This is a genomic window from Chloroflexota bacterium, from assembly GCA_026713825.1.
In the GTDB taxonomy this organism is placed as follows: Bacteria; Chloroflexota; Dehalococcoidia; order Lucifugimonadales; family UBA1127; genus UBA1127.
The window spans coordinates 1-26,255 of record JAPONS010000067.1 but is presented as its reverse complement, the minus strand read 5'-3'; the positions used below and the strand labels follow the sequence as shown (position 1 = coordinate 26,255).

Annotated in this window: 26 protein-coding genes and 1 pseudogene; 18 read left to right on the top strand and 9 right to left on the bottom strand. The window is 67.8% G+C overall.

The features are described 5' to 3' along the window. The first annotated feature begins 103 nt into the window (after window positions 1-103). From OXC99_08090 to OXC99_08045, 10 genes and pseudogenes are all read left to right on the top strand, one after another. On the top strand, window positions 104-1,528 hold the full coding sequence (locus tag OXC99_08090; protein ID MCY4624943.1) for an ATP phosphoribosyltransferase regulatory subunit: 1,425 nt from the start codon (window positions 104-106) through the stop codon (window positions 1,526-1,528). Further along, on the top strand, window positions 1,509-2,555 hold the full coding sequence (hisG, locus tag OXC99_08085) for an ATP phosphoribosyltransferase (protein ID MCY4624942.1): 1,047 nt from the start codon (window positions 1,509-1,511) through the stop codon (window positions 2,553-2,555). Before OXC99_08090 ends, hisG begins: the two co-directional genes overlap by 20 nt. 63 nt (window positions 2,556-2,618) lie before the next feature. Continuing rightward, complete coding sequence (gene hisD, locus OXC99_08080; GenBank protein MCY4624941.1) at window positions 2,619-3,953, top strand: histidinol dehydrogenase; 1,335 nt, start codon at window positions 2,619-2,621, stop codon at window positions 3,951-3,953. Further along, entirely contained in the window at window positions 3,953-5,047 is a 1,095-nt protein-coding gene (gene hisC, locus OXC99_08075; GenBank protein MCY4624940.1) for a histidinol-phosphate transaminase, read from the top strand. The genes hisD and hisC overlap by 1 nt, the downstream gene beginning before the upstream one ends. 8 nt (window positions 5,048-5,055) lie before the next feature. Further along, window positions 5,056-5,658, top strand: coding sequence for an imidazoleglycerol-phosphate dehydratase HisB (hisB, locus tag OXC99_08070; protein MCY4624939.1), 603 nt, complete (start codon window positions 5,056-5,058; stop codon window positions 5,656-5,658). 70 nt (window positions 5,659-5,728) lie between these two features. Next, window positions 5,729-6,025: pseudogene (locus OXC99_08065) on the top strand (GIY-YIG nuclease family protein). A gap of 165 nt (window positions 6,026-6,190) precedes the next feature. Next, window positions 6,191-7,465: an MFS transporter gene (locus OXC99_08060; protein ID MCY4624938.1), complete on the top strand. Its 1,275-nt coding sequence runs from the start codon at window positions 6,191-6,193 to the stop codon at window positions 7,463-7,465. Between the two features lie 35 nt (window positions 7,466-7,500). Further along, a complete protein-coding gene (locus OXC99_08055) occupies window positions 7,501-8,373 on the top strand; it encodes an LLM class F420-dependent oxidoreductase (protein ID MCY4624937.1) in 873 nt (290 codons plus the stop codon). A gap of 121 nt (window positions 8,374-8,494) precedes the next feature. Further along, window positions 8,495-8,782: a toxin gene (locus tag OXC99_08050; GenBank protein MCY4624936.1), complete on the top strand. Its 288-nt coding sequence runs from the start codon at window positions 8,495-8,497 to the stop codon at window positions 8,780-8,782. After that, window positions 8,779-9,084 carry an antitoxin gene (locus OXC99_08045; protein MCY4624935.1) on the top strand — a complete coding sequence of 102 codons (306 nt, stop codon included), beginning with the start codon at window positions 8,779-8,781 and terminating at the stop codon, window positions 9,082-9,084. The genes OXC99_08050 and OXC99_08045 overlap by 4 nt, the downstream gene beginning before the upstream one ends. Before the next feature lie 85 nt (window positions 9,085-9,169). Here the strand turns inward: OXC99_08045 and OXC99_08040 are convergent, their stop codons facing one another. Continuing rightward, window positions 9,170-9,862 carry a TlpA disulfide reductase family protein gene (locus OXC99_08040; protein ID MCY4624934.1) on the bottom strand — a complete coding sequence of 231 codons (693 nt, stop codon included), beginning with the start codon at window positions 9,860-9,862 and terminating at the stop codon, window positions 9,170-9,172. A 186-nt stretch (window positions 9,863-10,048) separates the two neighbouring features. Between OXC99_08040 and OXC99_08035 the strand changes: the two genes are divergently transcribed. Next, on the top strand, window positions 10,049-11,068 hold the full coding sequence (locus OXC99_08035; protein MCY4624933.1) for a Gfo/Idh/MocA family oxidoreductase: 1,020 nt from the start codon (window positions 10,049-10,051) through the stop codon (window positions 11,066-11,068). A gap of 113 nt (window positions 11,069-11,181) precedes the next feature. On the opposite strand, the gene ispH is transcribed toward OXC99_08035, so the two are convergent. Then, window positions 11,182-12,090 carry a 4-hydroxy-3-methylbut-2-enyl diphosphate reductase gene (gene ispH / locus OXC99_08030; protein ID MCY4624932.1) on the bottom strand — a complete coding sequence of 303 codons (909 nt, stop codon included), beginning with the start codon at window positions 12,088-12,090 and terminating at the stop codon, window positions 11,182-11,184. A gap of 107 nt (window positions 12,091-12,197) precedes the next feature. Here ispH and OXC99_08025 point away from each other — a divergent pair, with 107 nt between their 5' ends. Next, the gene (locus OXC99_08025; protein ID MCY4624931.1) at window positions 12,198-12,965 is read left to right on the top strand and encodes a DUF3800 domain-containing protein; all 768 of its coding nucleotides are present in this window, start codon (window positions 12,198-12,200) and stop codon (window positions 12,963-12,965) included. Between the two features lie 147 nt (window positions 12,966-13,112). On the opposite strand, the gene OXC99_08020 is transcribed toward OXC99_08025, so the two are convergent. The 4 genes from OXC99_08020 to OXC99_08005 all read right to left on the bottom strand — a co-directional run bounded on the left by OXC99_08020 (window position 13,113) and on the right by OXC99_08005 (window position 16,179). After that, window positions 13,113-14,264: a DNA polymerase IV gene (locus tag OXC99_08020; GenBank protein ID MCY4624930.1), complete on the bottom strand. Its 1,152-nt coding sequence runs from the start codon at window positions 14,262-14,264 to the stop codon at window positions 13,113-13,115. Window positions 14,265-14,386: 122 nt separating this feature from the next. Further along, entirely contained in the window at window positions 14,387-14,647 is a 261-nt protein-coding gene (locus OXC99_08015; GenBank protein ID MCY4624929.1) for a hypothetical protein, read from the bottom strand. A 126-nt stretch (window positions 14,648-14,773) separates the two neighbouring features. Next, on the bottom strand, window positions 14,774-14,935 hold the full coding sequence (locus OXC99_08010; GenBank protein MCY4624928.1) for a hypothetical protein: 162 nt from the start codon (window positions 14,933-14,935) through the stop codon (window positions 14,774-14,776). A gap of 71 nt (window positions 14,936-15,006) precedes the next feature. Continuing rightward, window positions 15,007-16,179, bottom strand: a complete 1,173-nt coding sequence (locus OXC99_08005; GenBank protein MCY4624927.1) for a threonine synthase — start codon at window positions 16,177-16,179, stop codon at window positions 15,007-15,009. A gap of 179 nt (window positions 16,180-16,358) precedes the next feature. Between OXC99_08005 and OXC99_08000 the strand changes: the two genes are divergently transcribed. Beyond that, window positions 16,359-17,684: an aspartate aminotransferase family protein gene (locus OXC99_08000; protein ID MCY4624926.1), complete on the top strand. Its 1,326-nt coding sequence runs from the start codon at window positions 16,359-16,361 to the stop codon at window positions 17,682-17,684. Window positions 17,685-17,695: 11 nt separating this feature from the next. On the opposite strand, the gene OXC99_07995 is transcribed toward OXC99_08000, so the two are convergent. From OXC99_07995 to OXC99_07985, 3 genes are read right to left on the bottom strand one after another with little or no spacing between them, the layout of a single operon-like run. Then, window positions 17,696-18,670: an aldolase/citrate lyase family protein gene (locus OXC99_07995; protein MCY4624925.1), complete on the bottom strand. Its 975-nt coding sequence runs from the start codon at window positions 18,668-18,670 to the stop codon at window positions 17,696-17,698. 3 nt (window positions 18,671-18,673) lie between these two features. Then, a complete protein-coding gene (locus OXC99_07990) occupies window positions 18,674-20,218 on the bottom strand; it encodes an aldolase/citrate lyase family protein (GenBank protein MCY4624924.1) in 1,545 nt (514 codons plus the stop codon). Further along, window positions 20,209-21,168: an aldolase/citrate lyase family protein gene (locus tag OXC99_07985; protein MCY4624923.1), complete on the bottom strand. Its 960-nt coding sequence runs from the start codon at window positions 21,166-21,168 to the stop codon at window positions 20,209-20,211. The genes OXC99_07990 and OXC99_07985 overlap by 10 nt, the downstream gene beginning before the upstream one ends. A 161-nt stretch (window positions 21,169-21,329) precedes the next feature. On the opposite strand from OXC99_07985, the gene npdG reads away from it, so the two are divergent. From npdG to era, 5 genes are all read left to right on the top strand, one after another. After that, window positions 21,330-22,013, top strand: coding sequence for an NADPH-dependent F420 reductase (gene npdG / locus OXC99_07980; GenBank protein MCY4624922.1), 684 nt, complete (start codon window positions 21,330-21,332; stop codon window positions 22,011-22,013). Window positions 22,014-22,684: 671 nt separating this feature from the next. Continuing rightward, a complete protein-coding gene (locus tag OXC99_07975; protein ID MCY4624921.1) occupies window positions 22,685-23,449 on the top strand; it encodes a fumarylacetoacetate hydrolase family protein in 765 nt (254 codons plus the stop codon). 266 nt (window positions 23,450-23,715) lie between these two features. After that, the gene (locus OXC99_07970; GenBank protein MCY4624920.1) at window positions 23,716-24,858 is read left to right on the top strand and encodes a GuaB3 family IMP dehydrogenase-related protein; all 1,143 of its coding nucleotides are present in this window, start codon (window positions 23,716-23,718) and stop codon (window positions 24,856-24,858) included. An 88-nt stretch (window positions 24,859-24,946) separates the two neighbouring features. After that, window positions 24,947-25,165, top strand: a complete 219-nt coding sequence (locus OXC99_07965; protein ID MCY4624919.1) for a DUF4177 domain-containing protein — start codon at window positions 24,947-24,949, stop codon at window positions 25,163-25,165. Between the two features lie 20 nt (window positions 25,166-25,185). Continuing rightward, window positions 25,186-26,157: a GTPase Era gene (gene era / locus OXC99_07960; protein ID MCY4624918.1), complete on the top strand. Its 972-nt coding sequence runs from the start codon at window positions 25,186-25,188 to the stop codon at window positions 26,155-26,157. The last annotated feature ends 98 nt before the right edge of the window (window positions 26,158-26,255 follow it).

Below are 26,255 nucleotides of genomic sequence, written 5' to 3'. Positions count from 1 at the left end.
CCTCCACGCGCCCCCGCGTTTGAGGCTATGCCCTTCCTAAGCTACAATGGATGTCGTATGTGCCCCATCAGAGGCACGGCAGGGCAGCAATTGCGGAGGAATTGTGGCGGCGCAGGGCAAGCACCCCCTCTTGGGCATGCGCGACCTCTTTGAGGAAGAGAATCGCCGGAAGCTGCGTGTGCAGAACGAGCTGCAGGCGGCGCTCGCGCTGTGCGGCTACCGCACCGTCGACACCCCCGTGCTCGAGCCCACCGACATCTTCCTCCGCAAGTCCGGCGGCGAGCTCGCATCTCAGATGTACAGCTTCGTCGAGCCCGGCGGCCACCAGGTGAGCCTTCGACCCGAGTTCACGTCGCAGGTGATCCGCCTCTTCCTGCAGCAGAACGGCTCGCTCCCGCTGCCCGTGCGATGGCAGTACGCGGGCCCCGTCTTCCGCTACACCGCTGGCGATACCGGCCAGGGCCGCCAGTACACGCAGGTAGGAGCCGAGCTCATCGGCGCGGGCGGTCCCGCCGCCGAGGCTGAGGTGATGGCGACGGCCTGCGGCGCCCTGACGTCGCTGGGGCTGCGCCCGCTGCGGCTCGTGGTCGGCGACGTCGGCGCGGTGCTCGGCCTGTTGCGGCAGTTCTCGCTGTCCGAGCGGGCGACGCACTACCTCCTGAACGTCATCGGACAGCTCCGCGACGGCGAGGAACACCTCGACGCCGTCCGCGCCCGTGCCGAGGAACTCGGCCTGCTCGTGCAGGGCGAACGGCAGGGCATGGCCGCGCTCGGCCAGCACCTCGCCGCAGTCGACGCCACCGAAGCGTCCACCTTTGGCGCTCGCAGCGCAACGGAGATCCTCGAGCGCCTCGCCCGCAAGCTGCAGGCGTCCGACGACCCCGGTCAACTCGAGCGCGCCATGCAGTTCACGGGTGCCCTCGCGCGGCTCAACGGCGCCCCGCAAGACACCGTCGACCGCGCCCGGTCGCTGGCGGCCTCGCACGGCCTCGACCCATCGCCGCTCGACACGCTGGATGCCTGCGTCGCGGCCCTGTCGCTCCACGACGCAGAGGACGTCGAGGTCTCGGTCGATCTCGGACTCGCCGGGGGCCTCGCCTACTACACCGGCCCGCTGTTCGAGGTGTGGGGCGGCCCGGCCTCCGTTCGTCCTGAGGGAAATCGAAGGATGAACGGCGTCCGGCTCGGCAGCGGTGGACGGTACGACGGCCTCGTGAAGGCGCTGGGCGGCTCGGACGACGTCCCCGCCCTCGGTTTCGCGTACAGCCTCGAGAGCGTCCTGGACGAGCTCGCGGAAGCGGGCGCACTCACCGACGACTCCCGCGGCGGCAAGCGGGCGCTCGTCGCCCCGCGCACGCCGGCAGCCGTGGCCGCCGCGCTGCGGACCGCAGCGTCGCTGCGCCTCGGCGGCGAGGCTGCGGCCGTCGCCCTGAACGGCGAGGTCGACGAGGACAGCGCCCGCAGGCAGGGCTTCGTCGCAATCGTAGCAGTGGATGAGGATGGGGCAAGTGAACGCACCTGGCTCTAACGGCGCCTCCGACCGCGAGGAGCTGCGGCTCGCAATCCCCAGCGACGGGGCGCTCTACGACCCGACGCTGGACTTCCTGCGCGCCTGCGGCATGCCCAACCGGCGCAGCAGCAGCCGCGGCTACACCGGCCGGCTCTCCGGCGTGCCTGGCGTGAGCACGCTCTTCCAGCGCGCCTCCGACATCCCCAGCAAGGTGGAGGACGGCACCGCCGACTGTGGCATCACCGGCCTCGACCGCGTCCTGGAGTCCACGCAGGAGGACGGCGACGCCACCGTCGTCATGGAAGACCTCCGATTCGGCGGCTGCGAGCTCGCCCTTGCCGTCCCCGAGACCTGGCTTGACGTAACGACGACTGCCGACCTCGCGGACATCGCCCTCGAGTTCCGGGAGCGTGGTCGCGAGCTGCGGGTCGCGACCAAGTACCCGCGCATGACGCAGCGCTTCCTCTTCTCCAAGGGCATCAACTACCTGAAGCTGGTGCCGTCGAGCGGCACGCTGGAGGTTGCCCCGGCCATCGGCCAGGCCGACCTCATCGCCGACATCACCGCCACCGGCACGACCCTCCGCGAGAACCGCCTCAAGACCCTCATGGACGGCACAATTCTCACCTCGCAGTCCTGCTTCATCGCAAACAAGCGGGCCCTCCGCGAGTCCGGCGGCAAGATGGCGCTGGTCAAGGCGGTGCTGGAGCGGGCCGAAGGCTACCTGCGGGCGCAGGACTTCTGCCGCGTCGCCGCCAACGTCCGCGGCCCGTCCGCCGAGGCCGTCGCCGCCCTCATCCTCGAGCAGCGCGACCTGTCCGGCCTCGAGGGGCCCACCGTCGCGCCCGTCTTTGAGCCCAACGGCCAGGACCTGTACAGCGTGACCATCCTCGTCGAGAAGGCCCGGGCCCTGGACGCCGTCGAGCACCTCCGGGGCTTCGGCGGCAACGGCATCACCATCTCGCAGCCCACGTACCTGTTCTTCGCCCAGTGCGAGGCGTACGAGCGGCTGGCTGCCGCTGTTGATGCGAGCGATGCGTCCTAGCGTAAATTGCATGTTCCCTTCCCCCCTGGGAGGGAAGGTCAGGATGGGGGCAAGACCATAGCTATGCGCGTAGTTAAGGGATATGAGGCGGGGCGAAAGGCCCTCGAGCGCGGTGCTCAGCGCGTCTGGGACGCCGCGTCGCCCGAGATGCTCGACGGCATCGAGGCCCGCTTCGGCGAGCGCCTCACGCCCCGGCAGGCCGTGCAGCGCGTCCTCGACGACGTCCGCGACAGCGGCGACGCAGCCGTCCGCTGCTACGCGGAGATCCTCGACGGCGGCGCGCCGGAGTCCCTTGAGGTCCCCCCTTCCGCGCTCCGGCAAGCCTACGACGACACCGCTCCCGATCTGCGCGCCGCCATGCACACCGCCGTCGGCCGCATTCGCGCCTTCCACGAGGCCTGTCTCCCCAAGTCGTGGATGGATGCCGCCACCGGCCTCGGCGAGCAGTTCACGCCTATGGCCCGCGCAGGCGTCTACGCGCCCGGTGGCCAGGCCGCCTACCCTTCGACGGTGCTGATGACCGCCGTCCCCGCCCGCGTCGCCGGCGTGGACGAAGTCGTCCTTGCGACGCCCGCGCGCCACGGCGTCGGCCCCAACCAGGCCGTCCTCGCGGCCGCCTGCGTCGCCGGCGTCGACCGCGTCTTCCAGATAGGCGGCGCGCAGGCCATCGCCGCGATGGCCTACGGGACGGAGTCGGTGCCCAAAGTGGACATCGTGTGCGGCCCCGGCAACATCTTCGTGACGCTCGCCAAGCAGATGGTCTACGGCGAGGTCGCCGTTGACGGCCTCTTCGGCCCCACCGAGACCCTCGTCATCGCCGACGCCACCGTCGACCCCGCCGTCTGCGCCGCCGACCTGCTGGCGCAGGCCGAGCACGACGAGCTCGCCTCACCGGTCTTCATCACCACCGACGCCGCAACCCTCGACGGCGTACGCGCCGAGATCGATCGCCAGCTCCGCACACTCCCCAAGCGCGAGATCGCCTCCGCCGCCGTCGCGAACCAGGGCGTCGCCGTCCTCGTTGACGACCTCGATCAGGCCGTCTCCCTCGCCAACCTCTACGGCCCGGAGCACATGTGCCTCCTCGTCGAGGAACCGCGAAGGCTGCTCGGCGGCATCCGCAACGCCGGCGGCGTCTTCCTCGGCGAGGCCTCGCCGGAGGTCGCCGGCGACTACATCGCCGGACCCAGCCACGTCATGCCCACGGGCGGCACGGCGCGCTTCAACAGCCCGCTCGGCGTCCACCAGTTCCTCAAGGTCACCTCTGTCATCGCCCTGGAGGAAGAGGTCTTCCACGCCCTCGGCGAGGACGCCGCGCGGCTGGCCGAGGCTGAGGGCCTCGAGGGCCACGCCCGCGCCGCCCGTATGCGACTCGACAGAACTCCAAGGAATGCATAATGAACGACAGCGTTGACCGTCTCGTGCGGCCCCTCGTCCGCGCGCTCGACCCGTACAAGGCCGTCGAGCCGCCGGAGGAGCTCGCCAAGCGCGAGGGCATCGACCCCGCCGGCATCGTCAAGATGGACGCCAGCGAGAACCCTTACGGCCCGTCGCCGCGCGTGGCGGAGGCCCTGGGCGCGTTCTCCGGCTACAACATCTACCCCGACCCGTTCCAGCGCGAGGTCCGCGCCGCCCTCGCCGCCTACGCGGGCGTGGAGCCCGAGTCCGTCGTCGCCGGTGCCGGCTGCGACGAGCTCATCGACCTCGTCGTCCGCCTGACCATGGACCCCGGCGACACGGCTATCAACCTGACGCCGACGTTCGGCATGTACTCCGTCACGCTCAAGCTCGCGGGCGTCGAGGTGGTGGACGCTCCGCGCGATGCGTCATTCGCCGTCGACATGGACGCCGTCCGCGCCGCCGCTGCCGACGGCCGCGCCAAGCTCGTCTTCCTCTGCAACCCCAACAACCCGACGGGCACCCTGTCGCCCGAGACGGACATCCTCGCGCTCCTTGACCTCGGCCTGATGGTCGTCGTCGACGAGACCTACCACGAGTTCTGCGGCTTCACGTCGGCCCACCTCGTTGACGAATACCCGAACCTCGTCGTCCTGCGCAGCATGAGCAAGTGGGCCGGCCTCGCTGGTGTGCGCCTCGGCTACGGCATCATGCACCCACGGCTGGTCGAGCACATCATGGGCATCAAGCAGCCGTACAACGTCAGCGTGGCGGCGCAGGTGGCCCTCGGCGCCTCCCTGCAGGACACCGACGTGCTCCTGCAGCGCGTCCGCATGCTGGTCGAGGAGCGGGAACGCATGCGCGGGCTGCTCGAGGACTCCCTCGGCCTCCACTGCTACCCGTCGAAGGCCAACTTCCTGCTCTGCGAGGTCCCCGACGGCCGCGCCCCCGAGCTCCAGGCGAAGCTCGCCAAGCGCGGCGTCTTCGTCCGGCGCTTCAACGAGGACCGGCTGACGGAGTGCCTGCGCATCTCCGCCGGCAAGCCCGAGGAAACGGACGCCCTCATCAACGCCCTGACAGAACTCATGAAGTAGGTGTCGCAATGGACGCACGAACAGCCACGGTAAAGCGCGAGACCCGCGAGACGAATGTGAGCGTCGAGCTCAACCTCGACGGCACGGGGCAGTACAGCGTCAGCACGGGCAACGGCTTCTTCGACCACCTGCTCTCGCAGCTCTCCCGCCACTCGCTAATGGACCTCACCATCGAGGCCTCCGGCGACGCCGCCCAGACCGGCTGGCACCACACCGTCGAGGACGTCTCCATCGCCGTCGGCCGCGCCCTCCACGAAGCCCTCGGCGACGGCCGCGGCATCATGCGCATGGGCCACTCCATGGTCCCCTTCGACGAGACCCTCGTGCAGGTAGCCATCGACCTCAGCGGCCGAAGCTACGCCATCGTAGACACCGCCATCGACGCCGAGATGGTCGAATCACTCCCCGCGGACCTCGTCCGCCACTCCCTCGAGTCCATCGCCATGGAGGGCCGCTTCAACCTCCACGCCACAGTCCTCGCCGGCCAGAACCCCCACCACAAAGCGGAAGCCCTCTTCAAAGCCCTCGCCCGCGCCCTCCGCCAGGCCATCGCCATAGACCCGCGCCAATCAGACCAGGTCCCCAGCACCAAGGGCACCATCAGCGGGTAGCCCCCTCCGTTCGTCCTGAGGGAAATCGAAGGATGAATGGAGGGGGCGGGAATGGTAAACTCCCCGCCAAATGGCTTTCTGGGTATACATTCTCCGCTGTGCCGACGGCTCCTATTACGCGGGCCACTCTGACGCGCTGGAGGGCAGGTTGGCGGCACATCAGAACGGGGAACTGCCGGGGTACACTGCAACCAGACGCCCCGTAACTCTCGTCTATGCTGAAGCCTTCTATACTCGCGAAGAGGCGCTCGCCGCAGAATTCTAGGTGAAAAAATGGTCAAGGGCAAAGAAGGAAGCCCTGATTCGCGGTGACTGGTCAACGCTGTCTGCACTTGCCCGACGCCAGACGCCGAATCGGAACAGGTAGCGCGTAGGCCGCCCTGTTCGAGACCAGCGGCGGGCCTGACCCGCCCCGCTCGCCCACCAATTCTCCCCAAGCCGGACGCTCTCCGCTCCCCTCAACCTTGACACCCCCACGCCCGCGCCCGTAGCATCGTCACGTTAGCCACGGACACTTCCCACGGAGACCTGAATGGCCCAAGCCGACATCGCCCGCCCCGTTGCCGTCCAGGAGCGCCCGCGCTCCGAGCGCGGCCAGAGCGACCTCTTCGTCGCGTGGGCCCTCATCGCAACGCACACCATGCAGCACGTCTACTCCCGCGGCTTCCTCGTGCTGCTTCCATTCATGATGGAAACCCTCGGCATCGGCTACATCGCGGCCGGCGTCATGGAGGCCGTCCGCCGCATCTCCAGCGGCGTCGCCAGCATGGGCGGCGGTGTCATCACCGACCGCGTCCAGCACCTCCGAGGCCCCATCCTCGCCGGCAGCATCGGCCTCATGGGCTTCGGCTACCTGCTCATAGGCGTCTTCCCCAACTACTACGTCATCATCATCGCCCTGGGCTTCGCCGCCGCGGCTGGTTCCATCTGGCACCCGCCGGCCCTCGGCATCCTGTCGCAGCGATTCCCGGAGCGTCGGGGCTTCTACATCTCGCTCCACCGCTCCGCCGGCAACGTCGGCGAGACCATCGCCCCCGCCGTCTTCGGCCTCCTGCTCGGCATCATCGCCTGGCAGGCGATCCTGTGGGGCGTCTTCCCGATCGCATTCGGCGTGGCCGTCTTCATCATGGTCTACCTGCGCAGCATCGGCGGCGCCAAGCGCGTCGCCGTCCAGGGCGGCGACCGCACCCTCGGCGAGCAGCTGAGCGACATAGGCCGGCTCTTCCGCTACAAGTCCTTCGTCGCGTTGTTGTTCGTGGGCGGCGTCCGAGGCATCGCCGACGGTGCGGTGCTCCTCTTCCTGCCCATCTACCTGCGCCGGGAGCTGGAGATGGAAGCGTGGGCCATCGGCGTCTACGTCTCGCTGCTTACGGCCATCGCCATCTTCACCGGCCCCGTCTTCGGGCGCATGTCCGACTCATGGGGTCGAGGCCGCGTCATCTTCATGATCATGGCCTGCAGCACGGTCATCGTCTCCCTGATGATCGTCTACAACGATGGCCTCGCGCTCGCCGGACTTGTCGCGCTGGCCGGCGTCTTCATGTTCTCCGTCAACTCGCTGACGCAGGCAGGCTCCATGGACATGGCCGAGGGCCTCCACCTCGAGGGCAGCATGATCGGGCTGCTCTGGGGCGTGAACGCCATGTTCGGCGCCATGTCTCCAATCGTCATCGGCGTCCTGACCGAGATCTATGGCCTCAGCGTCTTCTTCCTGTACGGTGCCATCTTCTATGCGATCGGGACGCTCGCCTCGCTGCTGCTTCCCGGCGTCCTGACCCGCAGCGGCCCCGCCGTCGGCGCGAAGTAGACCCCCGCTACCACTCTGCATTCGAGGTGCCTTCCATGAAGCTAGGTGTGATTTTCCCGCAGACGGAGATCGGCGACGACGCGGGCGCCATTCGCGAATTCGCGCAGACTTCGGAGGAGCTCGGTTATGAGCACATCCTGGCCTACGACCACGTCCTTGGCGCCGATCCGGCCAAGCACCCGGACTGGGGCGGCCTCTACACCATGGAATCCGCCTTCCATGAGCCCTTTGTCCTCTTCGGCTACCTGGCGGCGGTGACCTCCGCCATCAAGCTGACCACCGGCATCATAATCCTGCCGCAGCGGCAGACGGCCCTCGTTGCCAAGCAGGCCGCCGCCGTCGACGTGCTCAGCAACGGCCGGATGCGCCTCGGCGTCGGTCTCGGCTGGAACCGCGTCGAGTACGAGGCCCTCGGCCAGGACTTCCACAACCGCGGCAGGCGAGTGGAGGAGCAGGTCGCCCTGTTGCGCAAGCTGTGGACCGAAGAGTCCGTCGACTTCGCAGGCCAGTGGCACACCGTGTCCGGAGCGGGCCTCAACCCCATGCCCGTGCAGCGCCCCATCCCCATCTGGATGGGCGGCGGCGCCGACCCGGTGCTCCGTCGCGTGGCCACGCTCGCCGACGGCTGGCTCCCGCAGGCCCAGATGGACGACGCTGGCCGGCAGCACATTCAGAAGATGTGCGACTACGCCAGGGAGGCGGGCCGCGACCCGGCGGACATCGAGATCTGCGCCCGCATGAACCCGGCCCGCATACCCGAGAGCGAGTGGGCGGCCGCGGTCGAGTGGTGGAAGGAAACGGGCGCCACCCAGCTCGACGCCGTCACCATGGGCGCCGGATACACGTCAGTCGACCAGCACATCGACGTGATCCGCCGCTTCAAGGAAGTCGCAGACAGCGTGAACTAAGTCGACCTTGGTGCGCTCGCGCCTGATGCCGACGATGCTACTGTGAAGACGCAGGTCTCGTACTTTCACGCGCCCAACGACTGGGGTTGCCAATTGGTGTGCAGGAGAGGAACATTGACCCATGCCCACTGAGTTTGAGTGGAGCGAGGAAAAGGATAGACAGCTCATTGAACAGCGGGGAATCTCTTTCGGCAGGGTGGTTTCCGCAATTGGAGAAGGCTACTTGGTGGACGTGTTCGTTCACCCAAATTTGGAGCGCTATCCGGGTCAGCAAGTTTTCGTTGTGGAGATAGACGACTACTATTACTTGGTACCCTTTGTGACACAGCCTGACGGCAAAGGCTTTCTCAAGACGATTATCCCAAGTCGCAAGGCGACCAGAGGTTATCGAGGGAGGCGGCCTCAATGAGCGATGAATTGATGAAGAACAAGCTGGACGACGAGGAGCGGGAGGTTCTGAAGGCCTTCGAGCAAGGCGAAACCGTCTCCGTGCCCAACGTTGAGCAGGCCATCGCGGATGCTGGGGAAGCGGCTCGCAACACGTACGCAAAGAATAGGCGGATCCAACTTCGCGTTACGGAGCGGGACTACATGCTTGCGAGTGCCAGAGCCCACGAGGAGGGCTTGTCGCGGCAAAGTTTGCTCTCTAGCGTGGTCCACAAGTACCTTTCGGGGAGACTTGTGGAGAAGGAGCAACCTCCAGCCAATTGATCCAATAGGTGCATCCCTGAACAAGACCGCCCCGTTCACACTGTGATGAACGGGGCGGTCTTCTTTCTCAGGACGTACGTTGCCGCTACCCGCCGCTCTCCGCCGGAATCCGACCGGACTCCGCTGGCTCCCGCTGCGGCCGCATCATGCCCCCCGCCTCGCGCATCCGCGGCGTCGCCGTGATGATCTCCTTGTAGTACCGCGCCGTCGAGCCCTCGCGCATCCGCTCCCGCAGGTCGAAGTAGTCCTCCAGCCCCGCGCGCAGGTCCGCCTCCACCGTCCACCCGGCCTTGAAGAACACCCGCCCCGTGTGGTCGATGATCCAGCTCATGTTCGGCATCCCGCCCCACGCGCGGTGCACGGCCCCGTCGAGGTCATCGATGACGATGGTGCGCGGCGTCCCGTGCCTCTCCTGCATCAGCCGCGCCTGCTCGAACTTCTGCTCGATGCTCTTGTGCTCCGGCCACTGCGGGAAGTCGTCCGGGTGCGCCTCCCGCACGTACACGAAGACGAAGTGCGCCCGGTCCGCGTAGTCGCGGGCCAGCTGGTCCATGAGGGGGAACTCCCCCTGGCACGGCGGTCAGGTGATCGAGCCAAACTCCATGACCACCGGCTTGCCCTTCAGGTCCGACAGGCTCAGCTCGCCGCCGTCGAGCAGCGGCAGCGTGAAGTCCGGCGCGGCGTCGCCCGCGTGGTGGATCTCCTTCAGGAGCTGGAACTCGGCCTGCGACGGCCGCCAGACGTCGTAGTTGTACTCGCGCCCCAACCACTCTGACATAACTCGCCTCCTCGACGCTGTTTGGCGCTCTCCTGGCTTGCGCCTAGCATAAGCCCGCGCAATGCAGTGTCAAGCGAGCGACGCCCATTCCTTGACCCCCCGCGCGCCCGACTCCTATACTCGCATCCCACCGCTTGGGACTGCATCGCGTGCGCTTGTCGCGCGGCCACATGGAAAGGGGGAACCATGGCAAGTTCAAGGATTCGCGCCGCGTTCATCGGCGCCGGCAAACAGGCCAACTGGCGCCACTACCCGTCCGTCGCCACCCAGCCCGACGTCGAGTTGGCCGCCCTGTGCGACCTCGTCCCGGAGAAGGCCGAGGAGACCGCCGCCCGCTGGGAGGTTCCCAAGGTCTACACCGACTACAAGAAGATGCTCGACGAGGTGGACCCGGAGGTGGTCTACGTCATCATGCCCCCGCAGGACGTCTTCGAGCCGACGCAGTACGTCCTCAGTCAGGGCCGCAACGTTTTCATCGAGAAGCCCCCGAGCGTGACCCTGCACGGCATCAAGCTCCTCGCCCATTACGCCGAGCTCAATGACTGCACCACGATGGTCGGCTTCCAGCGTCGTCACGTACCGTCGGTGGCCGCCCTCAAGGCGCGAGTCGAGGAGCGCGGGCCCATCCACGCCGTCACCGTCGCCAACCTCAAGTCCACGCGCGACTTCAGCCAGCACACCGGCGGCGTTGGCCTGCTCGACATCTTCACCAGCGACGGCATGCACTCCGTCGACCACCTGCGTTGGCTCGGCGGCGGCGACATCGTGGGCCTCGCAAGCAACGTGCGCACGGTGTACACCCCCGGCCCCGTCGCAAACCACATCATGGCCCAGGTGGAGTTTGCCAGCGGCATTGTTGGGCAGCTCCACTACAGCATCGTCAGCGGCGGTGCGCAGATCGTCCCCGGCGCCACGGCCGCCGGCTTCTTCCGCACGGAGATCTTCGGCAAGAACGCCACCGCAACCATCGACGCGGACCGGCAGAGCACCTACGTCGAGGACAGCGGCGAGCTCGAGGTCTACGACTCCAAGGTGTTCAGCGAGGACGTCGGCAGCAACCCGGAGCACTACCTCGGCTTCTGGCACCAGCACCGCTATTTCATCGACTGCCTGCAGGCCGGCGAGCAGCCCAACGCCCACTTCGGCGACGCCGTCAGGACGTGGGAGTTCATCCAGCAGATCTACGAGGCCGCGCCGGACTGGTAGCCGAGAATCGGACAAGCGCAAGCCGCCGTTCATCCTGAGGGAAATCGAAGCCTGTCCTGAGGCTCTCGAAGGGGATGAACGGCGGCCTCTTGCTGTAATTCGCAGGTTGACGGCTAGTCGCGCAGTTCGCGCGGCAGCACGAAGGTGACGTCCTCGTCGATGACGTCCCGCGCGACGATGCTCGACGGCTCCAGCTTCGCCACCACGGCTTCCACCAGGCTCTCCGGCGTCGACGCCCCTGAGACGATGCCTACGCGCTTGGCCCCCGTGACGGCGTCCTCTGGGAGATCGTCCGGCCCGTTAACCAGGTGCGCCGGAATGCCCATCGCCTCCACCACCTCGCGCAGCCGGTTGCAGTTCGAGCTGTTGCTCGCGCCTATGACCAGCACCACGTCCGTGTCCCCCGCCAGCGACTTTGCCGCCATCTGCCGGTTGGTGGTCGCGTAGCAGATGTCGTTGCGGATGAGCAGGTTCGGGAAGCGCTCTCGCAGCGCGTCCACGATCTCCTTCGTGTCGTCGACGCTCAGCGTTGTCTGCGTCAGCGCCGCGACCCGCTCCGGGTCCGGCACCTGCACGCTCTGCGCGTCCTCGACGGTCTCCACGATGATCGTCTGGTCGGGCGCCTCGCCGGACGTGCCGATCGTCTCCGGGTGTTCGCGGTGCCCCACGAGCAGGATCGTGTACTCCTGCCCGCCGTACTTGATGGCCTCCAGGTGTACCTTGGTCACGAGCGGGCATGTGGCGTCCAGGACCCGCAGGCTGCGCCGGTCCGCCTCGTGGCGCACCTCGGGCGATACCCCGTGCGCGCTGAAGATCACCATCTGCCCGTCCGGCACTTCGTCCAGCTCCTCCACGAAGATCGCGCCCTTCCCCCGCAGCTCCTCCACGACAAAGGGGTTGTGCACAATCTCATGCCGCACGTACACAGGGCTCCCGTACCGTTGCAGCGCCAGCTCCACAATGTCGATGGCCCGCACCACGCCCGCGCAAAACCCACGCGGTGACCCCAGAATGACCTCCATACCGCCCTCCTGCCGACTATGCTACAGGGTTGCGCGCGCAGGCTCAACTACAGGGTAAGCGAGGAGCCTTACTTGACGGCGATGCGCTCGTCTTCCATCATCTACGAATGTCCTTTCGCATCTACATTGATGAGTCCGGCGACCATGTATTTCACGACTCACCCAATCCCGCACCGCGATATTTGGGATTGACCGCCGTCGTATTTCGGAAGACTGAGTATGACCCTTCAGTGCCACAAGAGCTGGAGACTCTCAAGCGGGAACACTTTACATACGATGTTGATGATCCTCCGGTGCTCATCAGGAAGCAGATAATGGACAGAAAGTCCCACTTTGGCGTCTTGAGGGAAACGCGCCTGAATGCCGGGTGGGAAGCCGCGCTTCTGAAATTTCTCGCCTTTGTCCCCATGTACGTAGCTACAGTCGTCTTTGACAAGAAGGATGAAGGAGACGCCATAAGGAAGGGAAATGTGGAGCCGTATCATCGCTGTATGGAGGAACTGCTTAGCGTCGTCGGCCACTGGCTCTCCGAGCAAAGGGACGGCATAGCCGACGTCATGGTGGAAGGGCGCGGGAAGAAGGAAAACCATGAATTGCAGGAGTTCTATTCGAGGCTCAGAGAAACCTGGGCAACCGAGTTGAAGGCAGACGCATTCAAAACGTTATTTCCAAACGGATCGCTCTTGTTTGGCAAGAAGCAGAACAATATAGCGGGTCTGCAGGTGGCCGACATCGTAGCTGCCGAGCAGAAAATCCTCGCAGTCCGGGAAGCGCAAGGACCAGGGGCATACCCCATCGGCGTATACGGGCAGAGAATAAATGAAGCCATAAGTGAGAAGCTTGTGCCGGATGGAAGAAAACTGCTGTTGAAATGAAAAAGGACAAGCCTGAGCCTGCCCTTTCCACGATAGCCCTCACGGGCTACCCTTTCGATAACCCTCACGGGCTATCCACCCCAATACTACCGTTCTACCTCTCCATTGTCAATATATTGTGTACACAGTTGGCTATAGAGACCACCCTCACTCCTCCCCAAACAACGCCAGCTGCGGGTTCTCCGGCGCCGGCCCGAAGTGCGACACCCCGACGCCGATCAGCCGGAACCACCGCCCCGGCGTCGCCTCCCGCACGAGTATGCCCTGCGCGACCTCGTCGATCTGCGACGCCTCGCTCACCGGCGCAGCGAGCGTGACCTGCCGCGTGAACGTCGTGAAGTCCGAGAGCCGCAGCTTCAGCGTGACCGTCCGCCCCTGCAGGTCGCTGCCCTCCAGGTGCCGCGCCACCCGCTCGCTCACCCGCCGCACGATGGCCCGCAGGTCCTCCAGCTCCGACACGTCCTCGGCCAGCGTCGTCTCCGCGCTGACGGACTTGGTCTCCCGCTCGGTGGCAACGGGGTGCTCGTCCTGCCCGTTGGCCATCAGCCGTATCTCAGGCCCCCGCTTGCCGAACCACCGCGTGAACCACTCATCGGGCCTCTGCGCCAGCTGTCCGATTGTGTGGACGCCCTCCGTCTCCAGCCGCGCCGCCGTCTTCGGCCCGATGCCCCATAGCTTCCGGACGGCCAATGGCGCCAGGAACGCCCCCTCGCTACCGGACGGCACCACGGTCAGCCCGTCGGGCTTGTCGAAGTCCGACGCCACCTTGGCCACCGACTTGCACGTCGAGACGCCGACGGAGATGGTCAGCCCCACGTCCAGCCGCACCCGCGACTTGATCTCCCGTGCGATGGACTCGGGGCTCCGGTCCGGCGTGACGACGTCGGTAATGTCGAGGTACGCCTCGTCGAGCGACAGGGGCTCCACCAGCGGCGTGACGCCGAGGAAGATCGCGCGTATCTGTTCGGACACCTCGTGGTACCGGTCGAAGCGCGGCCGCACGATGACCGCGTGCGGGCACTGCCGCACCGCGACGCTCATCGGCATGGCCGAGTGCACGCCGAAACGCCGGGCCTCGTAGGACGCGGCCGCCACGACGCCCCGGGACGTCGGCGACCCGCCCACCAGCACCGGCTTGCCCGCCAGCTCCGGGTTGTCCATCTGCTCGACGGACGCGTAGAAGGCGTCCATATCCGCGTGCAGTATGTGCCGCATGTTCCTGCTCTCCCTGTCGGGCAACATTACACCACATAGCACGCATGTGCCAAACCCTTTGGCAACCGCCGCGGGGTCTGCCATGAATCAGGGGCAACCCCACACCGGCGGAGCATCCCGCCCCGTCATGGACCCGCCAAAGTCCAATAGTAAGACCGCCCAGGGCGAAAGCGCCCTGGGCGGTCTTGTGTGTCGAGTCGTCTGGCCTACTCGGCTGCGGCGGGAGCTGCCTGCGTCGCCGGACGGCGTCCGCCGCGCCCTCGCGGCCTGCGTCCGCCGGCGGCGGGAGCCGCGGCTGCTGCGGCCTGCCCCTGTGCCTGGCTGCCCTCGGAGAGGCACCGGTCACAGACCCGGTGCGTCGTGCGCTTCTGCAGTCCGGGCAGCAGCACCCGCTGAATCACCCGCTTGCACCGCGAGCAGACTGAGGTGTGCCAGACGGACCGCGCCGGATGCTTGAAGGTTCCCATACTCTCGACGATTTCTCCTAGCGAGAGGGGCGCAAATAGCCACCCCAAGAATGCATTGGCTGACAGTATAGCAGTTACAAGCTATCGCGAGTAGGGGCAAGGTCACGCCGCCCGAGGGTATCCGGTTTAGTCGAGGCCTCGGCGGCCCGCAGCAGCGCGAAAGGCTAAGCCGAACGCCGCGCCCATCGGCGCCCCCATCCCTGGCAACCAGGCCTCGCCCGTCACCGCAAAGAGCACGGTCCCGACGACGATGCCTATGCCTGCCCCGTAGACTATACCGATGCTCACACCACCACCATCGGGCCGTCTTGGCCGTTCGCCCTGAGGGAAATCGAAGGGTGAACGGCTTGCACGGCCGGCTACCCCAGCACGTCCAGGTACTTGAGCCCGCTCCCCGTGTTCAGCAGCACGACCCGTTCCGAGCCGCCCACCTCGCCCGACGCGAGCAGCTTGCGCAGCGCGGCCAGCGTCGCGGCCCCCTCCGGGCACGCGAAGACGCCCTCGGCCGCGGCCATCTCGGGCACGGCGGCCAGCGCCTCCTCATCGGTGACGGTCAGCGCCGTCCCGCCGCTCTCGCGCAGGCACTGCAGGATCAGGTAGTCTGCGACAGGCCCCGGCACCCGGAGCCCCGCCGCCACCGTCTCCGCGTTCTCCCACGGCGAGATCGACTCCTGCCCCGCGTGGAAGGCCGCCACGATGGGCGCGCACCCCACCATCTGCACGGCAACCATGCGGGGGCGGCGCCCGGCCGGGATCCACCCCATCTCCTCCATCTCCCCGAACGCCTTCCACATGCCGAGCAGCCCTGTGCCGCCGCCCGTCGGGTACACGATGACGTCGGGCAGCTCCCACCCCAGCGCCTCCGCGATCTCGTACCCCAGCGTCTTCTTGCCCTCGACGCGGTAAGGCTCCTTCATCGTGGACATGTCGAACATGGGCGAGACCGCCGCGCGCTCCCGTGCCGCCCGGCCCGCGTCGCCAATGTGCCCTGCCACCAGCTCCACGGCCGCCCCGGCAATCCGCGATTCCAGAATGTTTGACTGCGGCGTCGTGTCTGGCATGAAGACGAACGCCGGCATGCCCGCCCGCGCCGCGTAGGCCGCCATCGCGCCCGCCGCGTTGCCCGCGCTCGGCACGACCAGCCGTTCCGAGCCGAGTTCCTTCGCCCGCGAGACGGCTGCCGCCATGCCGCGCGCCTTGAACGTCGCCGTTGGGTTCTTGCCCTCGTCCTTGATGTACATCTCCGGGCACCCCAGCGCCGCGCCAAGCTGCTCCGCGCGCAGCAAAGGCGTCCCGCCCTCGCCGAGCGTCACCTCGAAGGCGCCGTCGCGAACAGGCAGCACCTCGCGGTACCGCCACATCGTCGACTCCCGCGGCGCGATGTCGGCAGGCGAGACGGCATTCGCCGCCGCGGCCAAATCGTAGCGCGCGTACAGCACTTTGTTGCAAGTCGTGCAGAGCGTCTGCAGCACGTCGGCGTCGTGGCGCTGCCCGCAGGCCGTGCATTCTAGGTGGGTCAGGAAGTTGCGCATATCGGCATCCCAAGCGAAATTCGGACAGGGCATGATAGCATAGGACCGTGCCCGTTTCGGGCGCGTCTCCGTTCGTCCTGAGGGAAATCGAAGCCTGTCCTGAGGCTCTCGAAGGGGATGGACGGAGACGCAGGGCGGCACAATACGGCCAACCAACAACACCACTGAGGGGGGACGGCATGCCAACCATTCAGGAACTGTACGCGCAGCAGCACCCGGGGTCCGCCGCGCTCCATGCGGAAGCTGTCGGCATCTTCCCCGACGGCGTCACCCACGACACCCGCTACATGGACCCGTTTCCCCTCGTGGTGACCCACGCCGAGGGCAGCCGCAAGTGGGACGTCGACGGCAACGAGTACATCGACTACGTTATGGGCCACGGCGCCCTCCTGCTCGGCCACGGGCGCCCCGAGGTGATCCAGGCCGTGACCGAGGCCCTTTCGCGCGGCACCCACCGCGGCGCCAGCCACCTCGAGGAGATGGAGTGGGCCCGCTGGGTGCTGCGATTGGTGCCCTCGGCAGAGCGCGTGCGCTTCACCTCGTCCGGCACGGAGGCGACCATGCTGGCCCTGCGGCTGGCGCGCGCCTACACCGGCAAGACCCACGTCCTCCGCTTCACGGACCACTTCCACGGCTGGAATGACCTCCTCGCCGTGGGTTCGAGCCGCAACATGGGCGGCATCGCGCCAGAGGTCGCCGCCCTCTCCTACGTCGTGCCCCCCAACGACCCGGCGCTGGTCGAGCAGGCCCTAGAGGCCCACGACGACATCGCCGCCGTCATCCTCGAGCCCACGGGCGCGAGCATGGGCCACGTTCCCGTCTACCCCGAGTTCCTCCACGCCCTGCGCGACCTGACGTTGAAGCACGGCGTGCTGCTGATATTCGACGAGGTCGTGACCGGCTTCCGCGTGTCGCCCGGCGGCGCGCAAGGGTTGTACGGCGTCACGCCCGACGTCACCACCCTCGCGAAGATCCTCGCGGGCGGGCTGCCCGGCGGCGCCGTCTGCGGCCGCGCCGACATCATCGACATGATCGCCCACCACGAGGGCGTTGGCGACAACCGGGTCGCCCACCCCGGCACGTTCAACGCCAACCCTATCTCGGCCTCCGCGGGCGCGGCCGCTCTCCAGATTGTCGCCACGGGCGAGCCCAACGCCACCGCCGACGCCCGTGCCGCAACGCTCCGCGCCGGTCTCAACGACATCATGACCCGGATGGAAGTGCCGGGCTGCTGCTACGGCGTCGCCTCCATCTTCCAGGTGCGCCTCGGCGCCCAGTGCCAGTGCTCCGACGCCGAGCACCTGCACCCGTCCGAGAGCCAGAAACAAACGCCGCCGAACATAGTCTCTGCAATGCGTCTCGCCGCCATCAACGCCGGCGTAAACCTCATGAGCGGCCGCCCCTCCGGCCTCATCTCCGCCGCCCACACCGAAGCCGACGTCCAGAGCACCCTCGCCAGCTTCGAGCAAGCCTTCACCGCCCTCCGCACAGACGGCCTGCTGTAGGGGAGGGGACGCTACGGACCCTCTCCCTCCGCTAAGGCCGCATCTGCGAGCGCCTCCTCCATCTCCCGCCGCCGCAGCAGCTTGCCCGCGTCCTTGGCCGCGCAATCGAGCGAGTAGGCGATGGTGTCCAGCGCCGCCCGCGCGATGCGCCCATCGATGATGACGCCCTGCCGCACACCGTACGGTCGCCCTTCCCGCCGCGCCTCCGTGTACGTGCGCACGGCCTCGGCGCACAGCACCACGTCCGCCTCCGTCGGCCGAAGCCCCCGGTTCGCCGCCGCAACCTGCGACGGGTGGACGCAGAAGGTGCTCCGGCACCCCGCCTCCCACGACGCCCGCATCGAGCGCTCCATCGCCGCCGCGTCGCCGTAGTCGGCTATCGTCGAGCGCCCGGACGTCCACGCGCGCCCGTTCACCGTCTTGCCGAGCGCCCGCGCCGCAAGCCCAACCTCGCCCCGCGCATAGCCCAGCACGTCGATCTCATGCAAGTCGTCGAAGGAGAGCCCCAGGTCCGCGGTCAGGTCCGCCTCGCCCAGCACGCCGAACGAACGCACCCGTGCGCTCGCCGACGCGATGGCGTGCGCGTTCTGCACCCCCACCGCCGATTCGATCATCGGCATGATCTCCACGCCGCCCGCCGCCATCCCCCGCGCCGCCTCCAGCCGGGACAGCATCGCGTCGAGCCCGCTCACCTGCTCTGCCGTCTCGGCCTTGGGCAGCACGATGGCGCTCAGCCCCGGCCACACGCCAGCGTCGCAGTCCGCCTCGACGGCGTCGTGGTTGATCCGCAGCGCCGCCTCCGCACCCCCGCGCTGCACCAGCCCGATGGCCTCCCGCACAGCCGCCCTGGCGGCCGCCTTCTCCTCCGGCGCCACGGAGTCCTCCAGGTCCAGCGCCACCACGTCCGCCGAATGCCGCCATACACCCTCTACAAACCGCCGGACGTTGGCCGGCGTGAACAGCATGGACCGTCGAACGGGCGGCATGGCCTAGCGCTCCTCCACAGTCGGCGTTTCGACGCTCTCCGGCTCCTCGAAGCCGTCGGGCTCCCTTGGCGGCACGCGGATGCCGAAGTGCGAGGGCACGACGGGCTGCCACACGACCGGAGCCGTAGGCGGCGCGGCCGAAGGTGCAGAAGTTGACGTAACGCTTGGGGCCTCTGGCTCGTCGTCCGCTCTATCCGCCGAAGCGTCGGGCATCGCGGCTGCGGTCGCCTCGGTCGCCCGCGCCACCCCAATGCCGAAGTGCGAGGGCACAACGGGCTGCAACGCCGAGGGCGCGGGTGCCGCCGCCGGGGGCGCGCTCGCCACACGCGTTCCCGGAAACGCCGCATTGCACGCCGCGACCGCCTCCGAGTGCAGCGTCACCGCCCCATGGAAGCCATGCGCGCGGGCCGCCGTTGCGGCATCGGCCAGCCGCTGCGGGGCATCGTGGCCCAGCGCGTCGACAAGCCCCCCCGGCGCGATCCCCGTTGCGAGGCTCGCGTACACCGGCGCCCCCGCCGCCGCTGCTGCCGCGGCGATGCGCCCTCGCCGGTGCGCGGCCTCCGGCAGCGCCGGCGGCCGCAGCTTCTCCCACCTGGCCCGTGCGTCCGGCCTGCCCAGCAGGTCGAGCGCATCGTGCGTCGCGACAATCACGCCGGACACGCGCGGCGTAGCCCCCATCGTCTCCCGCAGCGCCCAAACCCCAGCGGCCGTTTCCACCTGCACCACGATCCGCACCCGTTCCATCAAGCTGCGCTCGCTCTCGACGTCGTTGAGCAGCGCCTCCAGCCGCCGGGCGTCCTCCGCCGACTCCACCCTCGCGGCAACGGCCCCAAGTCCCGGCCACACACAGGCGGCCACGTCCGCCTCCGCCTCGTCGACGCTGACGCGGACCCACACCCGGCGCCCGGCCGCCGCCACGGCGGCAACGGCGCTCCGCACAAGCTCCCGCGCCGCTGCACGGCGGGACGCATGCACCAGCGTCGTCAGGTCGAGGCAAATCACGTCGGCATCGCCGCTCAGCGCCGCCAGCGTCAGCGCCGCTTCGTCTGCCGGCAACAGCAGCACGGAGCGCGCGATCACGCTCTGCGGCATGGGGGCGGGGGCGGGTTCGGGGGCAAAATCGTACTCGCCGTTCATTGCGGCCCGCGCAATGCTGACCAGCTCCTGGCTCTCTCGCCGCCCAACTTCACGCAGCGGCCAGCGAGTGGGCTTTGCGCCGCCCGTCTCCGTCGTGATCACCAGTGAGAGGTCGCCAAACACGATGCCCAGCAGCACAGCGGCCGCGCCCAGCCCTGCGGCGCCGATCTGCAGTGGCGATCCCGGCCCCGCCAGCAGGCTCAGCACGGCGATGAGCGCGCCCAGCACGACCGTCGTGATGCGCGGACGCTGCGCCAGCCTGATGCCCTGCACTGCGGAGTACGGCAGCTCGCGGAACAACGGCGCGCCGGAGCGGGCGGCGTAGTGGATCAGTCGCAGGTTGGTGGCCGCCACATGCCCGCACTCGGCCGCCACGCGCTCATGCGGTTGCAGGTAGTCCGCTAACGCCAAGGCGGTGCGCTCCCTTCCTCCGTCGAGGGTTCCGTCGCCGAAGGCTCGCCATCAGGTTCAGGCTGATCATGCCGTCGGCGGATAGCCTCGGCGCGATCAACGACAGCCTGCGCCTGCCGCACATTCGCTAGGTCCGCCATCGTCCCCGGCGACGCTGCAATCGCGCCCCGGCCGCCGGCAACTGCGTCCTCCATGGCCGACAGCACGCGCCGCGCCGCCGTGACTTCCCCTTCCGTTGGGCTGAATCCCGCGTTGACGAGCGATACTGCGTCGGCGTCGAAGCACAGCGCCCCGCGAAGTCCCATGCGGCGCCCCATAGTCGCGTACCCCGCGGCCAGCGCCCCCGACCCCGGCGCGACGGCCCCGTGCGCCTGCACGCCCAGCGCCTTCGCTGCCACGACCACCGCGCCGCGATAGTACGCCGCAAGCTCACGCCTCGCGGCGGCGTTCTCCCCGGCGCTCCGCACCAGCGCCCGCTCGTCCACCACAAGTGCGACGACGCGTGAGCACCCCCCGGCGATGTCATCGCACCCCCGCACCGCCGCCCCGGTCGCCAACACAACCGCTATATTCACCGAACCCGGCCCCAACCCCCGTGCCGCCTCCCACGCGCGCAGCGCGCCGTCCACCGAGGCAACGTCCGCCGCCGATTCCGCCGCCGCGAGCACACCGGACACACCGCCCTCGCACGCCGCAAGGTCGGCCCCCGCGCCGCCGGCGTCCGTCCACAACAGGACCTCCGCGCCCGACTGCGCGACCGAGGCAATCGCCGCGCCGAGACCGCGCCGCGCCTCCTCGCGCCGGTGCGCCGCCGGTCCCCGCGCCACGTCGAGTACCACCGCGTCGGCGCCCGCGCCAACCGCCCGCTCCAGCGCATCCCGGTCCAGTGGCGACACCACCAGCAACGACCGGCGTACCAGCGCATCCCGTATGGCCAAGGCTGATTCCATAGCAGGCAGGATACCATACCAGGCCGTTCATTCAGCCTTGCCCCGCGTCGTTCTCCGGGGCCTCCGGCGCCTGCAGGTGCTATGGCGTCAGCGTGTGTTCATTAGGTGGGTAGTATCGAATCTGATATGCTAGTTCAATGTGGCGGTATTCCAAACGCCACATGAAGACACGCAGCGGAGCGGCATCCATGATCTCCTTCATCGGCGGCACCGGGCCCGAGGGCCGAGGTCTCGCACTGCGGTTCGCCATCATCGGCGAGCAAATCTTCCTCGGCTCCCGCGACCCCCAGCGCGGCGTGGCCTCCGCCTCCGATGTGCGCGCGCTCCTGCCCCGCAACTACCCCGACACCAGCGTCTTGGGCGGCTCCAACGAGGAGGCCGCCCGCGTGGGCGGCCTCATCTTCATCGCCGTGCCCTACTCGGCCCAGAAGGACACGCTGACGGAGCTTGAGCCGCACCTGCGCGGCAAGGTCATCGTCAACGTCGTCGCGCCCCTCGCCTTCGTCCGGGGCTCGGCCCAGGCCCTCCCCGTCCCCGCCGGCTCCGCCGCCGAGGAGGCCCGCGACCTGCTTCCCGAGTCCTCCGTCGTCGGCGCTTTCCATAACCTTAGCGCCATCGACCTGCTCATGCCCCTCCGCGCCCTCGACTGCGATGTCGTCGTCTGCGGCGACGACCCCGACGCCAAGGCCAAAGTCATGCAGCTTGCCGAGTCCATCAAGGGCGTCCGCGCCGTCAACGGCGGCGCCCTCGTCAACTCCCGCTACGTCGAGCACCTCACCTCGCTCCTCATCAACATCAACCGCATCTACAAAGCCCACTCCTCCATCCGCATCACCGGCATCTAGCCCCCCTCTCCGTTCGCCCCAAGCCCGCCCACCCCACAACCAACCACCGTCGCAATCCCCCTCTCCTTCCGCCTCCATCCCGGCGGATGCCGGGATCCAGGGGCGGCCCACCCCCGCGACCGACCCCCGGGACACCCCCCTCAGCCCCCCTCTCGTCATCCTCCACCCTCAGCGACCTGCGCACCACCCTGACACAAGCCCCTCGCGCAAACACCCCAGCCTCCGCTACCCTCCTCCCATGACGTGCGTCCCCATCAACCACCAGAACGACCTACGACGACTATGTGAGCGGGTGGCCCTTTTGCAAAATTTTTCAACTTGTAGCTGCTTTGCGACACCTTCCCTACAAAACAAAGGGCAAACAACCTCCCCGTCAGCTACGGACATAACGCAACGAATGTCAAACCAATGGAAAGGAGAGGGGCCGGGGCGGCAGCCCACCCCACAACCAACCTCCGTCGCCCTTCCCACCACTTCCGCCTCCATCCCGGCGAAGGCATGCCCCGTACCCCGATACGGGGCCGGGATCCAGGGGCCGGGCAACCCGTCCGGCCGCTCGCCCGGATTCCCCCGATTCCCAAAAATCGCCCAAATCCCCCCTTGGGCATCCACAACGAAATTCGTTATACTCTTTTGCAACACATTCGCCGCCATGCATTGAAGGAGGGAAGATGCAGTTTGCTCGGTACTACGCCCACGGCGAGGTCGCCTATGGCGTGGTGGAAGACGGTCAGGTCAAGCAGATCACCACAACGCCCTTTGAGGACTATGAGGTAACCGACCACACCCACACCCTTGAAGAAGTGCAGATCCTTCCCCCCGTGCAGCCCGGCAAGGTCATCGCCATCGCCCTGAACTACAGCACCCACCTCGGCGAGCGCCCGGCCCCCAAGCGCGTGGAAGGCTTCTACAAGCCCCACAACTGCATCATCGCCGACGGCGAGGACATCGTCCTCCCCGATGGCGCGGGCCGTGTCGACGAGGAGGGCGAGCTCGTTGCCATCATCAGCAAGACGTGCAGCAAGGTCTCCCGTGAAGAGGCCCTCGAGTACGTCCTCGGCTACACCATCGGCAACGACGTCAGCGCCCGCGATTGGCAGAACGGCCCCGAGAAGGACATGCAGTGGTGGCGCGCCAAGGGCGCCGACACCTTCGGCCCCCTCGGTCCCTTCATCAGCACCGACGTCGACCCGTTCGACTTCACCATCCAGGTGTCCGTGAACGGCGAGAAGACCCACAACCACGCCCACGCAGAGGACCTCATCTTCGACATCCCCACCGTCATCAGTGAGATCAGCCGCTACGTCACCCTTGACCCGGGCGACGTCATCTACACCGGCACCCCCGGCCAGACGAGCCAGCTCAACCCCGGCGACGTGGTGGAAGTCGAGATCCCCGGCATCGGCACGCTCCGCAACCCCGTGGTGAGCGAGTAATCGGCCTTGGGCTTGTATATGCCACATACGGCTGAAAGCGTTACGGCGGAAGGGGCCTGTCCTGCGGACGGGCCTCTGACTTTTACCGCGCACCCCCCGCCCACTCCGTCATACCGGCGGATGCCGGTATCCAGAAAGCCCGCGCCCAACGGCGCACACCCGCCCTGCCCCAAAACTCCGTTCAAAGCGCGTTTCAAGCAAATTGACGGCGAAAAACCCCGTTGCTAAACTCCCCGAAACCATTCGCCGCAGAAAGGAAGTGGCCTATGGGGGCGCCTCGCTTCAAGGAGGTACGCCGCAGTTACGGTTTCGACGAAGTAGCTATTGTCCCCGGTCAAGTCACTATCAACCCTGAGCAGGCAGACATGGGCCTCACCATCGGTGAGCACCGCTTCCCCATCCCCGTTCTCGCATCTGCCATGGACGCCGTCGTTTCGCCCGGCTTCGCCATCAAGATGGGCAAGCTGGGCGGCCTCGCCGTCCTGAACCTCGAGGGCCTCTGGACCCGCTACCCCGACGCTGCCGACAAGCTCGCCGAGGTCGCGGAGACGCCCATTGAGGAGGCCACCGCACTCCTGCAGCGCCTCTACCAGCAGCCCGTGCAGGACGAGCTTGTGGCCCAGCGAGTCCAGGAGATCAAGTCCGGCGACGTCCCCTGCGCCGTCGCCATCACGCCCCAGCGCGCCAAGCGGCTCGCCCCCATTGCCGTCGAGGCCGGCGCCGATGTCGTCGTCGTGCAGTCCACCGTGACGACGGCCCGCCACATCTCCAAGAGCTATCGCGGCCTCATCTTCTCCGAGCTGGTCGAGCAGACCCGCCGCCCCGTCATCGTCGGCAACTGCGTCGGCTACGACGTCGCGCTTGAGCTCATGGAGAACGGCATCAGCGGCCTGCTCGTCGGCATCGGCCCCGGCGCCGCTTGCACCAGCCGCGAGGTCGTCGGCATCGGCGTCCCCCAGGTGACCGCGACGATGGACTGCGCCGCTGCCCGCGAGGAGTACCTGCACCGCACCGGCCGCTACGTCTCCGTCATCACCGACGGCGGCATCCGCACCGGCGGCGACTTCTGCAAGTCCATGGTCGCCGGTGCCGACGGCGTCATGCTCGGAACTCCCTTCGCCCAGTCCGTCGAGGCCCCCGGCCGCGGCTACAACTGGGGCATGGCGACCCCGGACCCGGCGCTCCCTCGGGGCACCCGCATCCGCGTCGGCACCAAGGGCACGCTGGAAGAGGTGCTCTTTGGCCCCTCATCCCGCACGGACGGCACCATGAACCTGACCGGCGCGCTCCGGGCCTGCATGGGCATGGTGGGCGCCTTCAACGTCCGCGAGCTCCAGCAGACGGACCTGGTCTACGCCCCTGACATAAAGATGGAAGGCAAGGCCTTCCAGATGGCCAACAGCTTGTAGGACGGGAACGGTGTCAGCCGCGGCCGGTGGCCGGCGCCCATTGGCGGGTGGGCTTGTGGCCCGCCGCGAAGATACATAGGAGCACGACATGGCAAGGTGGGAATACCGCGTGATAGAGTTGGGCGACGAGGTGGAGGACGGCGCTGGCCGCGTCGCCGAGTACGAGGAGATCCTCAACGAGATGGGCGAGGACGGCTGGGAGCTCGTCGCCGTCACCGAGACCGAGTACATCGACGAGTCTGATCCTGACGAGGCGGGTGTCCCCTCCGGCACCACCGTCGTCTACCTCAAGCGCGAGAAGACCTAGTCGGCCAGGCGCGTCACACAATGGCAACGTCGAAAGCGTCCGGGACGTCGACAAAGCCCGCAGCCGGCGCGGGTGTGCGCAAGGGCCGCGGGAAGACGGCAGCCCCGCACCGGATGGGCTTCGTCACCATCCTCGGCCGGCCCAACGCGGGCAAGTCGACGCTCCTGAACACGCTCCTTCGGGAGAAGCTGGCCATCACATCGCCGCGCCCCCAGACCACGCGCCAGCAGCTCCTCGGCATCCTCACGCACGATGACTACCAGATCGTCTTCTGGGACACCCCCGGATACATGCGCCGCACCCGCGACGCCCTCGACCGCCGCATGCTCGGCCACGTCCAGGAGGCGATGCTCGCCGCCGACGTCGCCCTCCTCGTCGCCGAACCCAGGCCCCCCGGCGAGACGGAGAAGTCGCTCCTCAAGGCGCTGGCAGCCGAGGAGACGCCAACGGTGGTCGCCCTCAACAAGGTCGACAAGGTGAGCAAGCCCCACCTGCTTCCCGTTATCCAGGCCTACCACGAGATCGCGCCGTCCTTGGAAATCGTCCCCATCAGCGCCCTCAACGCCGACGGCACCGACCTCCTCCTCAAGCTCCTCGTCGACCGCCTCCCCCAGCGCGGCCCCGAGTACGACGCCGACGAGCTCACAGACCGCTCAGAGCGCTTCCTCGCCTCCGAGATGGTCCGCGAGCAGCTCTTCCGCCGCTTCGGCCAGGAGGTCCCCTACGACACCGCCGTAGAGGTCGAGGAGTTCCTGGAAGCCGACGGCGAGGAGCGCACCAAGGACTACATCCGCGTCGTCGTCTACGTCAACCGTGCCTCCCAGCGCCGAATCCTCATCGGCAAGGGCGGCGCCGCCATGAAAGAAGTCGCCACCGCCGCCCGCCTCCAGATGGAAGACCTCTTCAACCGCCCCATCTACCTGGAAGTCTGGGTCCAGGTCTGGACAGAATGGCGCGATGACCCCGCCTTCCTGGAAGAAGTCGGCTACTAGCCACCCCCGTACCTCCATCCCGGCGGAAGCCGGGATCCAGGGGCCGTGTGGGGCGCCCCCACCCAAAACCCCTCCTCCACCCCAGACTCCCCCAACCC